The organism is Micromonospora sp. IBHARD003 (assembly GCF_056106285.1).
The window spans coordinates 7,800,452-7,813,865 of record NZ_JBWBBX010000001.1; the positions used below are offsets into that span (position 1 = coordinate 7,800,452).

At 70.1% G+C, this 13,414-nt stretch carries 11 protein-coding genes; 6 read left to right on the plus strand and 5 right to left on the minus strand.

Features of this window, described 5'->3' with window-relative positions; translation table 11 throughout:
* Positions 1–5: 5 nt before the first annotated feature.
* The 3 genes from ACTWOL_RS33945 to ACTWOL_RS33955 form a co-directional block, all read right to left on the minus strand.
* Entirely contained in the window at positions 6–587 is a 582-nt protein-coding gene (locus ACTWOL_RS33945; RefSeq protein WP_474300722.1) for an RICIN domain-containing protein, read from the minus strand.
* Positions 588–702: 115 nt separating this feature from the next.
* On the minus strand, positions 703–2,226 hold the full coding sequence (locus ACTWOL_RS33950) for an AbfB domain-containing protein (RefSeq protein WP_474300723.1): 1,524 nt from the start codon (positions 2,224–2,226) through the stop codon (positions 703–705).
* A 766-nt stretch (positions 2,227–2,992) separates the two neighbouring features.
* Complete coding sequence (locus ACTWOL_RS33955; RefSeq protein WP_474300724.1) at positions 2,993–3,658, minus strand: DUF4232 domain-containing protein; 666 nt, start codon at positions 3,656–3,658, stop codon at positions 2,993–2,995.
* 528 nt (positions 3,659–4,186) lie between these two features.
* On the opposite strand from ACTWOL_RS33955, the gene ACTWOL_RS33960 reads away from it, so the two are divergent.
* From ACTWOL_RS33960 to ACTWOL_RS33970, 3 genes are all read left to right on the plus strand, one after another.
* Positions 4,187–5,056 carry an alpha/beta fold hydrolase gene (locus ACTWOL_RS33960; protein WP_474300725.1) on the plus strand — a complete coding sequence of 290 codons (870 nt, stop codon included), beginning with the start codon at positions 4,187–4,189 and terminating at the stop codon, positions 5,054–5,056.
* 334 nt (positions 5,057–5,390) lie between these two features.
* The gene (locus ACTWOL_RS33965) at positions 5,391–8,768 is read left to right on the plus strand and encodes a pyruvate carboxylase (protein ID WP_474300726.1); all 3,378 of its coding nucleotides are present in this window, start codon (positions 5,391–5,393) and stop codon (positions 8,766–8,768) included.
* Positions 8,769–8,978: 210 nt separating this feature from the next.
* On the plus strand, positions 8,979–9,986 hold the full coding sequence (locus ACTWOL_RS33970; protein ID WP_474300727.1) for an NADP-dependent oxidoreductase: 1,008 nt from the start codon (positions 8,979–8,981) through the stop codon (positions 9,984–9,986).
* A gap of 167 nt (positions 9,987–10,153) precedes the next feature.
* Here the strand turns inward: ACTWOL_RS33970 and ACTWOL_RS33975 are convergent, their stop codons facing one another.
* Entirely contained in the window at positions 10,154–10,345 is a 192-nt protein-coding gene (locus ACTWOL_RS33975; RefSeq protein WP_474300728.1) for a hypothetical protein, read from the minus strand.
* 111 nt (positions 10,346–10,456) lie between these two features.
* Positions 10,457–11,212, minus strand: a complete 756-nt coding sequence (locus ACTWOL_RS33980; protein WP_474300729.1) for a type 1 glutamine amidotransferase domain-containing protein — start codon at positions 11,210–11,212, stop codon at positions 10,457–10,459.
* Positions 11,213–11,429: 217 nt separating this feature from the next.
* Between ACTWOL_RS33980 and ACTWOL_RS33985 the strand changes: the two genes are divergently transcribed.
* The 3 genes from ACTWOL_RS33985 to ACTWOL_RS33995 all read left to right on the plus strand — a co-directional run bounded on the left by ACTWOL_RS33985 (position 11,430) and on the right by ACTWOL_RS33995 (position 13,398).
* Positions 11,430–11,573, plus strand: a complete 144-nt coding sequence (locus tag ACTWOL_RS33985; RefSeq protein WP_474300730.1) for a hypothetical protein — start codon at positions 11,430–11,432, stop codon at positions 11,571–11,573.
* A gap of 503 nt (positions 11,574–12,076) precedes the next feature.
* Positions 12,077–12,583 (plus strand): RNA polymerase sigma factor, encoded by a 507-nt coding sequence (locus ACTWOL_RS33990; protein ID WP_474301310.1) that lies wholly within the window; start codon positions 12,077–12,079, stop codon positions 12,581–12,583.
* Complete coding sequence (locus ACTWOL_RS33995; protein ID WP_474300731.1) at positions 12,580–13,398, plus strand: hypothetical protein; 819 nt, start codon at positions 12,580–12,582, stop codon at positions 13,396–13,398. The genes ACTWOL_RS33990 and ACTWOL_RS33995 overlap by 4 nt, the downstream gene beginning before the upstream one ends.
* The last annotated feature ends 16 nt before the right edge of the window (positions 13,399–13,414 follow it).

A 13,414-nucleotide genomic window follows, 5' to 3' on the forward strand; every position in this document is an offset into this window, starting at 1 on the left:
GGTGCTCAGGCGGCCGTGACCGGCTCGATACGCCACTTCTGCGCGGCCGTGCCGTTGCACGCCCACAGCCGCGAGCTCGCGCCGTCTTCCTTGCTCGCGGACGCGATGTCCAGGCAGCGGGTCATGTTCTGCGGCGTGTGGGCGGGCCGCAGTTCGTACAGCTCCTTGGCGATGTCGACCGTGACCAGACGCCAGTTCTGGTGCTTCCCCTGACCGCACCAGTACTGCTGGACGACCGAACCGGTCGTGGTGCCCGAGGCCTGCACCTCGACGCACTTGCCGCTGTGCTTGGCCCGCAGCTCGAAGGTGCCCGCACCGGTGGGCACCATGTCGAACTGCTGGTTCGCGGCGTCGTCGGCGCACGCCGACTGGACGGCGTCGGTGCCGTTGCGCAGGCTGGCCTTGGCGATCGTGAGGCACTTGCCGCTGTGCTCGACCTTGAGCCGTACGGCCGTGGGCAGCGGGGCCGCGGCGGCGGACGGGGTGGGAGGGGTGGCCGGTTCGTCGGCGACGGCGACGGTCACGCCGCCGGCGAGCACGGCGACACTGGCCCCGGCGGCCAGGACGGATCGGATGATCCGGGACATGGGGTGCTTCCGTTCTTCTCAGGCCTGCAGGATCTGCGGGATCCGCGGGTTCTGTGGGTTCTGCGGGAACCGTGGGAACCGCGGGTTCTGTGGGAAAGGGCTCTGCGGGCGGCGGTCAGCGCGCGAGCGGGGCGACGATCTTCCAGGAGACGTCCTGGGCGAAGTCCCTCTCCGCGTCGAAGCGGTTCTTGGCGGTCTTGTCCGCCGCGTACAGGTCGCCCCGGTGCTGTCGCAGGAAACGGCCGGGCTGGCTCGCCGACTCGAAGGACGTACCGGAGCCGCTCAGGCCCTTCTTGGCACACCAGCTGGCGTCCTTGCGGAACTGCGTGCTGTTGTCGCTCGCGGCCATCCGGACCCGGAGGTCCTTCTGGGCCAGGTAGTGGCCGGGCTTGCGGGTGGACTCGAAGGAGTAGCAGCCGGGCCGGCCGCCCAGCGCGGGCACGACGACCCAGGTGGCGTCCTCACGGTCGGCCTGCTTGGAGGCGGTGGACACGGGGGCGAGGAACGTCTCGCCGGCGTCGACGTCGGACTGCCGGACGAAGAAACCGGCCGGCTTGCCGTTCGCCTGCTGCAGCGACTGCCGCTTGGCCCGGTACTGGCTGTCCTCCTTGAGGAACTGCGCGACTGCCTCGTCGCTGCCTGCCAGTGCCTTCTTCGCGGCCGCGACCAGGTTCGGGTTCATCCCGGTCTTCTCGGCGGCGGCCTGGATCTGCAGCGCGAGCCGGCGGTTCGCCTCCGCGATCTTCTTGCGGCGCGCCTCGTCGTCCTTCTTGTACGCCTCTTCGGCGCCGGTGTGGATGAACCGCTTCCAGGCGGCCGGGTCGGCGTCGAGCACCGCGCGCTGCGCGGCCGCGTACAGCTCGCTCTCCCTGGTGTCCGCCGGTGCGGCGCGCAGCAGTTCGCGGATGAAGTTGTCGTCGCTGAGCGCCAGCATGGCCTCGGACGGACTGATGCGGAACAGAGCGGCCGCGTTGGTGCGGGCTGCCAGCTCCCTGCGGCGCTCGGCCTCCGCGCGGTTCCTCTCCTCGAGCTCCTTGAGCTCGTTGGCCACATCGCGCTGGTGGGCCTCGCGGGCACCGTTGGCGATGAACGCCTGCCATGCCGCCGCGTCGCCGGCCAGAGCCGTCGCGGCGGCGGCACGGACCTCGGGACCTGCCGCTTCGTGCCGCATCACGGCGCGGATGAAGTTGTCGTCGCTCAGGTCGAGCAGATCGGGGCTGTTCGGGATGCCGACCGCGATCAGCGCCTGCGACTTGACGAGCCGGGCCGCACGGGCGGCGTCGGCCTTGTCCTTCTCGCGCTGCTTGTCGACGGCGTACGCCTCGTGGATGCCGGTCACGATGAACTGGACGTGGTCCTCGGCCGCCTCGCTCATCATGGCGGCCTCGGCGGCCAGCCGCACCGCATCGAAGGCCTCCCCGCCGTCCCGGGCCTTCTGCCAGATGGCGTGGATGAAGTCGTCGTCGCTGAGCAGCAGGACGTCCGGGCTCGGGTCGAGGCGCACGACGGCAGCGGCGTCCACGCGCTGCTTGTCGGTGGTCCCGATCCCGGCGTCCGCTGCCGCGGAGCGTGATGGAGTGGCGACGGCGGTCATCGGCGCGGCCACGGCGCTGACGGAGGCCAGAGTGGTGGCGGTCACGAGCCCGCGCGTGACGGCCCTCCGCATCCGAGCGGAGTTCGAGTGGCTCTTCTTCATTCTGCTTTCGGTTCCCCCTGCTAGGTCCCGCACGCAGTTCCCGATGGGTGCGGGGTGGTCGGAGGCGCAGTCTTGAAGATCACGAAAGGGCAGTCAAAGTGGAGTTGGCCGTTCCTGCCCCATCAGTCGCTTTTTTGAGTCTCCAATGATTGATTTGACGCCAATCTTTGACTGAAAGACGACTTGTGGCGGCTGATGGAGAGTCGTCAGTGCCTTGGAGTGAGCGCTACTGCGGGGAGGGTGACCATCCGGCGGGTCGCGGCGCGCGAAGTCCTGTCCGCGCCTGTCGGCCCAAGTGGCGCACCGGTGGCGAAGGCCGCCGACGGGCGGACGCGGTGTCACGACGTCTGTTGTGACGAGGATGTGAGGGGAAAATGTGGGCTGGTACACATCGGCGATTGCCATGTTACTGACGAGTTATCATGCGGCGCCTTTCGGGCGGGCGTCGCGGCCTCGGTGACCATCGCCCGGCTCGTCCGCCGAGCCCGTGGCGGACCCGTGCCGGTCCGGGCAGTGGAACTGGACAACGCCGGCAGAAGAGGCCGGCCCGCGTCCGACGCAGCCGGTGGGCGGCGTCGGACGCGGGCCGGTGGGCGGCACGAGGCCGCCGTGGTCGAGGGCGGCGGTGGGCCCGGGGAGCTTTCGCCGCCCTCTTCGGCTCTCGGTGCGTCCGGCTCGTCCCCTTGGACGGACGCGGCAAGAGCCGGGATCAGTGGCTGAGCGCGTCCTGCATGTCGCTCAGCCAGTAGGTGACCTCCGCGTTGTCGTCGAGGAAGGTGCCCGACGGGAGGCTGAGGTTGACGGGCTCGCCGATCGAACCGGTCAGGCTCTTCGGGGCGAACATCACGCCCAGCTTCTTCGCGGTGTAGCCCTTGCCGCCCGCGCCGGGCTCACCGGTCAGCCTGATCGCGGCGTAGGCGGACTTGCCCGGAGCGAGGGTGGTGACGGCCTGCGGCTTGCTGTCCTCGTTGATCTGTGTGGCGGCCTGTGCTTCGTCGAAGCGGAGCAGCGGAGCGCCGTAGGCGTTGCAGGTGCCGGAACCGGTGTTGGTGACGGTGAGCAGCAGGTGGTTGATCGGGCGGGAGGCCTTGGCGACGACCACCTTGGTGTTGGCGTTGCTGCAGGCGGCGGCCGAGGAGGCGTCGCCTCCGCCGTTGCCGTTGCTCTTGCCCCCACCGCCCGCCGGCGTGCCCGAACCCGAGCCTCCACCGGTCGAAGTGGCCTGGCCGGGGCTCGCAGTGGCGCCCGCGCCGGCCTTGCCTCCCGAGGGGCTGGCCCCGGCGCCCACGTTGTCGTCGTTCTGGCAGGCCGTCAGGGACAGCCCCGCCACGAGCGCGACGGTGGCGATCGCGGTGCGGGTCTGGAAGGTGTTCATGGTGGTTCGACTCCCCGTGAAAATGGTGTATTTCAGCGCCGGTTGATCAGCGCGACAGGACTGCGGAAGGCAGTGGTCGGTCGCGGTAACGTCGACGACGCCTACGGGGCTACGCGCGGATACTGCTTTTGGTTCGATCCATCCGTGGAGACTTTGCGGGGACGCAAGGCGTGGCCGCTGCAGGGCTGCACGGCCTCGTGCCGGGCCGTGCCCGACGGACGGCCCGCACCGGCCTTCCCGCCACTGCGTCGACGCAGAACTCCACCCCGCAGGCAGGGCCCACCTCCACAGTGAGGGCAAAGGGTCATTCCGGTGGTGCGGATGATCTTCGGCTGGGTAGGGTGAACCACCGGACATCACGCAGTTGTCCGCACGCTGCCCTCACGTCTTCGTTGCTGACCGGGTGGTGGGGGTCAGGTGCGAAGACGATCCGCGGCGGGACGGTCCGCCACGGACACCGGCGACTCGCAGGTCGCGGTGAAGTGGCTCGCGACGCCGGGCCGCGGGGACGGGAAAGTGAGTAGACAGATGCAACCGACGTTCGTACTCGTTCACGGAGCCTTCGCGAACTCCTTCTCCTTCGCACCGCTCCAGGCCGAACTCGGCCTGCTCGGGCACCGTTCGGTCGCCGTCGACCTGCCCGGCCACGGCTTCGGGGCGACCTTCACCCGCGCCTATCAGGCGCCGCAGGGTCTTGAAGGGCTTGCCACCGCGCCCGGTTCGATCAAGGGTGTCACGCTCGCCGACAACGCCGCTCACCTGATCGGAATCCTGGAACGGGCCAAGCGGAACGGCCCCGTGATCCTTGTCGCCCACAGCCGCGGCGGCGTCACGGCCACGGCCGCGGCCAACGCACGTCCGGACCTGATCGACCGCATCGTCTACGTCTCCGCCTGGTGCCCGGTCGATCTCGACGTCAACGACTACTACGCCGAGCCGGAGATGGCCACGGTCGACGTCGCTGCCCTGGGCAGGGCGATGACCGGGAACCCGGCCGAACTCGGCGTGCTCCGCGTCAACTTCCGCACCGCGGACCCGGACGCCCTCGCGGCCTTCAAGGCGGCCTTCCTCGCGGACGGTACCGACGAGGAGTTCCTGACCTTCCTGAACACCTTCCAGCCTGACGAGAACCTGGACGTCGGCACCACCGCCGACCGGGCGCAGGCAGCGACCTGGGGCCGCGTCCCGAAGACCTATGTCCGACTGGCCGGCGACACGAGCCTGCCGCTCGCCCTGCAGGACCGGCTGATCCGCGAGGGGAACGAGCTGACTCCGGACAATCCGTACGACGTCCGCACCCTCGAGGGCAGTCATCTGAAGTGGCTCGTCGACCCGGCACCGGCAGCGCGGGTCCTGGGCGAGCTTGCCACGCTTCTGCCCCCGTCCGACCGGTCGTGACCGGGAGGGCATGACCGGGAGGGGAGGAGTGAGGCGGCGGTCACGGGGGGAGGGGTACGTCGTGTGCGAGCCAAGCCGGCCGAGGGCGTCCGCGTCGCGGGCGAAGAGCAGACGCGGGATCCTTGACCTGTTGTGGTGAACAGGACCTAAGGTCCGCCTGGGGCCGTGTCGATGCTTCTGCACCGGCCCTACGTGATGTAGCTCCCTCTGGTGGGAGATCGACGCGGGCGCTACTGATCGGTACCGTCCACGGGAACAGCGGATGCCGGTCCCGGCGCCCGGGACGACATCGCCACCTTGAGGCCGCGTGCCCGCAACACGACAGGGGACTTCGATGTTCCGCAAGGTATTGGTCGCCAACCGGGGCGAGATCGCGATCCGCGCCTTCCGCGCCGCGTTCGAGCTCGGTATCTCCACCGTGGCCGTGTTCCCTTACGAGGACCGCAACTCGCTTCACCGGGCCAAGGCGGACGAGGCCTACCAGATCGGTGAAAAGGGCCACCCGGTGCGGGCCTACCTCTCGGTCGACGAAGTGATCAAGGCCGCCCGCAAGGCCGGTGCCGACGCCATCTACCCCGGGTACGGCTTCCTGTCGGAGAACCCCGATCTCGCCGCGGCCTGCGCCGAGGCCGGGATCACCTTCGTCGGGCCCCCCGCTTCCGTACTGCACCTGACGGGCAACAAGGCCCGCGCCGTGGCGGCGGCCCGTGCGGCCGGCGTTCCCGTGCTGCAGTCTTCGGAGCCGTCCACGGACGTGGACCGGCTCGTCGAGGCCGCCGACTCCATCGGGTTCCCGGTGTTCGTCAAGGCCGTCGCCGGCGGCGGTGGGCGAGGCATGCGGCACGTCACCCAGCCCGGCGAACTGCGGGAGGCGATCGACGCGGCGATGCGCGAGGCGGAGTCGGCGTTCGGGGACGCCACCGTCTTCCTGGAGCAGGCGGTCGTCAACCCGCGCCACATCGAAGTGCAGATCCTCGCCGACGGCCAGGGGAATGTCGTCCATCTGTACGAGCGGGACTGCTCGGTCCAGCGGCGTCACCAGAAGGTCGTCGAGATCGCGCCCGCGCCGAATCTCGATCCCGGGCTGCGGGCGCGTATCTGCGCCGACGCCGTCGCGTTCGCCCAGCACATCGGGTACGTCAACGCGGGCACCGTGGAGTTCCTGGTCGACGAGCGCGGCAATCACGTCTTCATCGAGATGAACCCCCGTATCCAGGTGGAACACACGGTCACCGAGCAGGTCACCGGACGGGACCTGGTGATCGGGCAGCTGCGGATCGCCGCGGGGAAGACGCTGCCGGAGCTGCGTCTGACACAGGACGACATCGTCCTCACGGGCACGGCCCTGCAGTGCCGCATCACCACGGAGGACCCCGCCAACGGCTTCCGTCCCGACACCGGCACCATCTCCGCGTACCGCTCCCCGGGTGGTCCCGGTGTACGGCTCGACGGAGGCACTGTCCACACCGGCGCCGAGGTGTCCGCCCACTTCGACTCGATGCTGGTCAAACTGACCTGCCACGGCCATGACTTCACCAACGCCGCCCGCCGCGCACGGCGTGCGATCGCCGAGTTCCGCATCCGCGGAGTCGCCACCAACCTGCCCTTCCTCGGCGCCGTGCTCGACCACCCCGGCTTCCGCGAGGGCCGGGTCACGACGAGCTTCATCGCCGACCACCCCGAGCTGCTCCGGGCGCGCCCCACGGCCGACCGCGGCACCCGCATGCTCAGCTATCTCGCCGAGACGACGGTCAATCGTCCCCACGGCCCGCGGCCCCGGGTCATCGACCCGGCTGCCAAGCTCCCCCACGTCTCGCCGAACGGTGAGCCCGCCGCGGGCTCCCGGCAGCGCCTCGTGGCTCTCGGGCCGGAGGGGTTCGCGGCGGAGCTGCGCGTACAGCGGGCCGTCGCCGTCACGGACACCACCTTCCGCGACGCCCACCAGTCCCTGCTGGCCACCCGGGTGAGGACGCGCGATCTGCTCGCCGTCGCCCCGCACGTCGCCCGCACCGCACCGGAGCTGCTGAGCCTCGAATGCTGGGGCGGCGCCACTTACGACGTGGCCCTGCGCTTCCTCGCCGAGGACCCCTGGGAGCGGCTCGCGGCACTGCGGGAGGCGGTGCCCAACATCTGTACGCAGATGCTGCTGCGCGGGCGCAACACCGTCGGCTACACGCCCTATCCCGTCGAGGTGACCGACGCCTTCGTGGCCGAGGCGGCCGCGACCGGAATGGACATCTTCCGGATCTTCGACGCGCTCAACGACGTCTCGCAGATGCGTCCCGCCATCGATGCCGTACGCTCCACCGGCACCGCGCTCGCCGAGGTCGCCCTGTGCTACACCGGGGACCTGTCCGACCCGGCCGAACAGCTCTACACCCTCGACTACTATCTGCGCCTCGCCGAGGAGATCGTCGAGGCCGGCGCCCACGTACTGGCCATCAAGGACATGGCCGGCCTGCTGCGCCCGCCCGCCGCCCGCACCCTGGTCACCGCGCTGCGCGAGCGCTTCGACCTGCCGGTGCATCTGCACACCCACGACACGGCGGGCGGCCAGCTCGCGACGCTGATCGCCGCCATCGACGCGGGTGTCGACGCCGTCGACGCCGCCGTGGCCTCGATGGCGGGCACCACCAGCCAGCCGTCCCTGTCGGCGCTCGTCGCGGCCACCGACCACACCGAGCGCGCCACCGGGCTCTCGCTCGACGCGGTCGGCGCACTCGAGCCGTACTGGGAGGCGATGCGCAAGGTCTACGCGCCCTTCGAGTCGGGCCTCGCCTCACCCACCGGGCGCGTCTACCACCACGAGATCCCCGGTGGGCAGCTGTCGAACCTGCGCCAGCAGGCCATCGCGCTCGGTCTCGGCGACCGCTTCGAGCTGATCGAGGACTGCTACGCGGCCGCCGACCGGATGCTGGGCCGGCTGGTCAAGGTCACGCCCTCCTCGAAGGTGGTGGGCGACCTCGCCCTGCACCTGGTGGGAGCCGGGGTCGAAGCGGCCGACTTTGAATCCGACCCGGGCAAGTTCGACGTACCGGACTCGGTGGTCGGATTCCTGCGCGGCGAGCTGGGCGACCCGCCCGGCGGCTGGCCCGAGCCCTTCCGTACCCGCGCACTCCAGGGCCGCCCCGCGCAGGCCAAGGTCCCGACCCTGTCGGACGAGGACCGCGAGGGCCTGGACCGGGACCGGCGGGCGACGCTGAACCGGCTGCTGTTCCCCGGCCCGACCAAGGAGTTCGAGGCACATCGCGAGGCGTACGGGGACACGTCCGTACTCCCCACGCAGGACTTCTTCTACGGCCTGGAGCCGGACACCGAGCACACGGTCACCCTGGGGGCCGGTGTCACCCTGCTGATCGAGCTGGAGGCGATCTCCGAGGCCGACGAACGGGGCTTCCGTACGGTGCTGGCCACGCTCAACGGCCAGCTGCGCCCGGTGGCGGTACGGGACAAGTCCGTCGCCACCGAGGTCAAGGCCGCGGAGAAGGCCGAGCGCGGCAACGACAAGCACGTCCCCGCGCCGTTCGCGGGCGTTGTGACGCTCCAGGTGGAGGAGGGCGCGGCGGTGTCCGCGGGGCAGACGGTGGCCACCATCGAGGCGATGAAGATGGAGGCGTCCATCACCGCCCAGTGCGCGGGCACGGTCGCGCGCCTGGCCATCGGGAAGATCCAGCAGGTCGAGGCGGGGGATCTGCTCATCGAGATCGGCTGACGCCTGCTTCGTGCACGCGTGCGCGGCCGTCCGGGCAAGGTTCCCGGCCGGCCGCCCCGGTGTTCCGGTACGGAGCGCCGGACGGGCACCGCCCGGGTCCATGTCCTCGGCCGGCGCCGGGCACGGCACGCGGGTGTCGTAGCTCATACTCGCATTCATACCTACCGGTCGGTATGGTCATGGTCGTCCAGTGACCGACAGGAGGCCCCCATGTCTGCGACCAACCGCCAAATCCGTCTGGCAGCTCGCCCTTCGGGCGCGGTGCGACCCGAGGACTGGGAGCACCACTCCGCACCCGTCGAGGCGCCCGGTCCGGGCCGGTTCGCGGGCCGGACGCGGGTCATCTCGCTGGACCCGGCCATGCGCGGCTGGCTCGACGACCGCCCCTCGTACCTGCCGCCCGTAGGGATCGGCGAGGTGATGCGCGCGGGATCGGTCATCGAGGTGACGGCCTCCAACCACCCCGGGTTCCAGCCCGGCGACCATGTCGTGGGTACCTTCGGCGTCCAGGAGCACGTCGTCTCCGACGGCAAGGGCGCCCTGAAGATCGACACCTCGCTCGCGCCGCTGTCCACCTACCTCGGTGCCCTCGGCATGCCCGGCATGACGGCCTACTTCGGCCTGCTGGACGTCGGCGCGCTGAAGGACGGCGAGACGGTCGTGGTGTCCGGGGCGGCCGGTGCCGTCGGCACCATGGTGGGCCAGATCGCCAAGGTCAAGGGCTGCCGTGTCGTGGGCATCGCGGGCGGGCCGGAGAAGTGCGCGCTCCTCACCGAAGAGCTCGGCTTCGACGCGGCGATCGACTATCGCGAGGGCTACGTCAAGCGGGCCCTGCGTGACCTCGTCCCGGACGGCATCGACGTCTACTTCGACAACGTCGGAGGGGACATCCTGAACGCCGCGCTCACCCGTCTGGCGATGAGGGCACGCGTGGTGGTGTGCGGGGCGATCAGCCAGTACAACAGCGAGGGCGAGGTCGAAGGCCCGTCGAACTACCTGTCGCTGCTCGTGCGGCGCGCCCGTATGGAGGGGTTCGTCGTCTTCGACTACGCCAAGCGCTACGCCGAGGCCGCGCAGGAGATCGCCGGCTGGATCGCCGACGGCCGGATCAAGGTCAAGGAGCATGTCGTGAAGGGCACCGTGGACGACTTCCCGGAGACGCTGCAGATGCTGTTCCGCGGTGAGAACGTGGGCAAGCTGGTCCTCGAACTGGACTGAGCGAGGGCGTTGTCCGGCCGTCTGGCCGACAAGGACTCCGACCATCGGCTCGCCGCGTGACGCGGCGGCTCCACCGACGCCCGGTGGGGGCCGCCGCCTCCGTGTATCCGAGTACCTCAGGACAGTGGCAGGTATCTGAGTACCTCAGGACACCGGCTGTGAGTACGTCACCCGATCCCTGCCGTCATACGGACGGCTGGAATGGGAGCCATGAATCCCGAGGCATCGCGCGCACCCCGCATCCAGCACGTCACCACGACGGGTACGGCCATCGCCGCGGCCCTGCTCCCGCTGGTCGTCGGCGCCCTGGTGGCGAAGTCCATGGGCACGGACCCGATGTCCTCGGTGAACGCACTCATCACCAGTGGAGGCCAGCGTGCCCGCGTGTGTCCCGCACAGCTGCGCGGCCGTGGTCGCAACGTGTTGAAGTCGCTGCGGAAGGAGCGGCCGGCCATGGGGCGGTGTCGGTGTCAGGTGCGGGCGGCCTTCTCCAGCATGGTGAGGAACCGTCCTGCGAAGAGGTAGGCGTCGCCGGGCCAGCGTGCTGAGAGGTAGTTGGCGTCTTCGACGACGAAGGACGGGCGATGGTCGGTGGCCGTGTCCCGTTGTGACAGCGTGCGGGGGCCGCGCCGGAAGTCGGACGGCGAGGCGAGGGCGGCTGTGATCTCGTCCTCCACGTAAGCGGGGTACGTGCGGTAGTAGCGGCCGAGGCGCCAGGCCGTGAGCAGATAGGCGGATCGTTCCAGATACTTGGGCAGGCAGGTGGTGCGGCGCCCATGGAGCACACTGCGGTTGGTAGCCGGGTCCTGCGCGCGGGCGAGCACCAGCGGCCCGTGGCAGATCGCCGCGACTGGTCGTCCCAGCTGCCAGAATTCGGCGACCTTCCGCTGCAGCACCGCCGATCCCAGATACTGCCGCATTCCGCGGGCGTGACCCCCGGGCAGCAGCAGTCCGTCGTAGTCGGCGGCGACGAGATCCTGCCAGGCAACAACACCGCGAAAGCGTGGGTCGGCCACCATCCGGCGGTAGAACTGCCTGGGCTCCGGCTCGGCGCCGAGCCTGCCGAAGAGGACCCCGTCCAGCAGTCTCGGATCAGCGGCGGGGGTGACTCCCTGACGCTCCGTCGCGATGACCACCTCATGGCCCGCCTCGGTGAGTATCTGCCAGGGGACGGCCACCTCCGTGACGTCAAAGTCATGGTCGGGCAGGGGCATCAGTATCCGCATGAGAACATCGTGCGCGGCCGAGTCGGGCCGATCAACCCCGGCTCAGGAGGACCCATGCGGTGTAGCGCCGCTGTGCCGGCCGGGAAACGGCCGGGCAGTGTGGACGGGCCATCGCCGGACCCGGATGAGGATGGCGGCGAGACGAAGTGCGGCCTGGTAGGCGATCGCGAGTTTGTCCGTTCGCATGGCCAGACCGCGCCACTGCTTGAGCCGGTTTATGCAGCGTTCGACCGCGTTGTGTGTCCGGGGACTCCTTCCAGGTCTTGGTGCGCTGGAGGTCGGCGTCCGCGAAGGCGGCGACGAGCAGCAAGAGAGCCTCCAGGGCGAGCTGGACCATGCCCAGCACGGCGCCGAGCAGTGACCAGACCAGCAGTCCCACTCCAACGGCGTAGCAGGTCCGGGCAAATACCTTCGGGCGGCCTCGCATCACGAGCGGGACGGCGGCCGTGACCCCAGGGACCCCGAAGTACCAGACCAGGAGCGCGTAGGGGCGAGCAGTGCCGTGAGGGCCAGCGCGGCTCCTCCTGCCACAGCCCCGGCCACAGCCCATCCCCATTGCCGCGCCGACACCCTCTGACATCCGGCCACCGCCGACACCTCCACTTTGAACGCGTTCAATTGAGCGTCAAGATACGTCAGGAGGCAGCGACGCAACAACCGGGGGTGTCGGCAGACCGGGTGCACAACGTGGTCCGGACGCTTCCCCGAGCGGCATGACGCGATGTGACGACCTCGGCCTCGGGCGGCAGTTGTGTGACGGAGGCCACAGGAAAGGGAAAACCTGCCGTACGGTCGGGGCGTCTAGCGGGTGTGAGATCAGTGAGGGAAGCTCTCCACGAGCTGGATGAGGAACGTCTCGTCCGGATGGTGGCCAGGGGTGACCGTGCCGCCTTCGAGGAGCTGTACCGGCGTACGTCGCCGTGGATGGCGGTGCGGCTGCACCGCCGCTGCGCCGACGAGCAGGTCGTCGCCGAAGTCATGCAGGAGACCTATCTGGCGGTGTGGCGCGCGGCGGGTGCGTTCGTGGGGGCCGCTGCCGGGGGGACGGCCGTCGGCTGGCTGTGGACGATCGCGGCGCGTCGGCTCGTGGACGCGTTCCGGCGCCGGGCCCACCATGCGCAGCCGCCTCCCGCGGCGGCTCCGCGGTCCGCGGCGCCCGCCGCCGAAGAGGAGGCGCTCGCGACGGCCGTCGGCGGTGACGTCGGGGACGCACTGCGGCGCCTGGCACCGGAACTCAGACAGGTATTGCAGGCCATGGTTCTTGACGGGCTGTCCGTCCGGGAGACCGCCGTCCTGCTCGGACTGCCCGAAGGCACGGTCAAGACCCGTGCCCGACGGGCCCGGACCGTGATGCGGGAGGCGTTGTCGTGAGCGTGGAACACGCGTCGACGCGGATCATCGACGGCTACGCACGCGGCGATACGGACATCGCCGCCGACGAGGTGTGGGCCCTGGAGGCTCATCTGGAGGGGTGCCGGCTGTGCCGCGACCGCTTGTCGGCCGCCGTGACCGCGCAGGCGCCGCTCGTTGCGGCGTTGGTCGAGAGTGTGTGGTCCGAGCTCGACCCCTTCGTGACCGCCGTCGCCGCGATGCCCCGCAGGCGCCGTTGGTCGGCGAGTCTGTCGAGGTGGATGACACCGACAATGGTGCCGTGGCTGGCCATGGTCCTGAGCGTGACACTGGCCGCGATCATGCTCGACATGGTCGGCACCCGCTTCGACCGCGTGTCGCTCGTGCTGCTGCTGGCCCCGGTCCTTCCCGTACTGGGCGTCGCGGCATCCTGGTCACGAGGCTTCGACCCGGCTTACGAGTTGACGGCCTCGATGCCCCGGGCGGGACTCGACCTGGTGCTGAGGCGCACCGCGACCGTGCTCGTCGTGGTTGTCCCCGCGCTGTCCATGGGTGGTTGGGCGACGGGGGTCATGGCCGCGCAGTGGCTGCTGCCCTGTCTGGCCTTCACCTCGACGACGCTGGCGCTCGGCGGCGTCATCGGCGTGACCCGTGCCGCGCTGGCGATGGTGGCCGTGTGGGCCGCGGTCGTCGTCATACCGACCCTGGCCACCGAACGCACCGCCTTCGTCCTGGAGTTGAGCGGTCTGCCTGTATGGGGACTGATCCTCGCGCTCGGCATCGGTGTCGTGATCGTCCGCAAGGGCGCGTACTCCGCGCTGGGAGCCCATCGTTGACCATCGGAAAGGAACC

What these genes read in the sequence shown, in the direction of transcription:
- ACTWOL_RS33960 (WP_474300725.1), top strand. Translation starts at nt 4,187, where the DNA reads ATGCAACCGACGTTCGTACTCGTTCACGGAGCCTTCGCGAACTCCTTC.
- ACTWOL_RS33980 (WP_474300729.1), bottom strand. Translation starts at nt 11,212, where the DNA reads ATGCGGATACTGATGCCCCTGCCCGACCATGACTTTGACGTCACGGAG.
- ACTWOL_RS33945 (WP_474300722.1), bottom strand. Translation starts at nt 587, where the DNA reads ATGTCCCGGATCATCCGATCCGTCCTGGCCGCCGGGGCCAGTGTCGCC.
- ACTWOL_RS33965 (WP_474300726.1), top strand. Translation starts at nt 5,391, where the DNA reads ATGTTCCGCAAGGTATTGGTCGCCAACCGGGGCGAGATCGCGATCCGC.
- ACTWOL_RS33970 (WP_474300727.1), top strand. Translation starts at nt 8,979, where the DNA reads ATGTCTGCGACCAACCGCCAAATCCGTCTGGCAGCTCGCCCTTCGGGC.
- ACTWOL_RS33985 (WP_474300730.1), top strand. Translation starts at nt 11,430, where the DNA reads ATGCAGCGTTCGACCGCGTTGTGTGTCCGGGGACTCCTTCCAGGTCTT.
- ACTWOL_RS33955 (WP_474300724.1), bottom strand. Translation starts at nt 3,658, where the DNA reads ATGAACACCTTCCAGACCCGCACCGCGATCGCCACCGTCGCGCTCGTG.
- ACTWOL_RS33990 (WP_474301310.1), top strand. Translation starts at nt 12,077, where the DNA reads ATGGTGGCCAGGGGTGACCGTGCCGCCTTCGAGGAGCTGTACCGGCGT.
- ACTWOL_RS33975 (WP_474300728.1), bottom strand. Translation starts at nt 10,345, where the DNA reads ATGAGTGCGTTCACCGAGGACATCGGGTCCGTGCCCATGGACTTCGCC.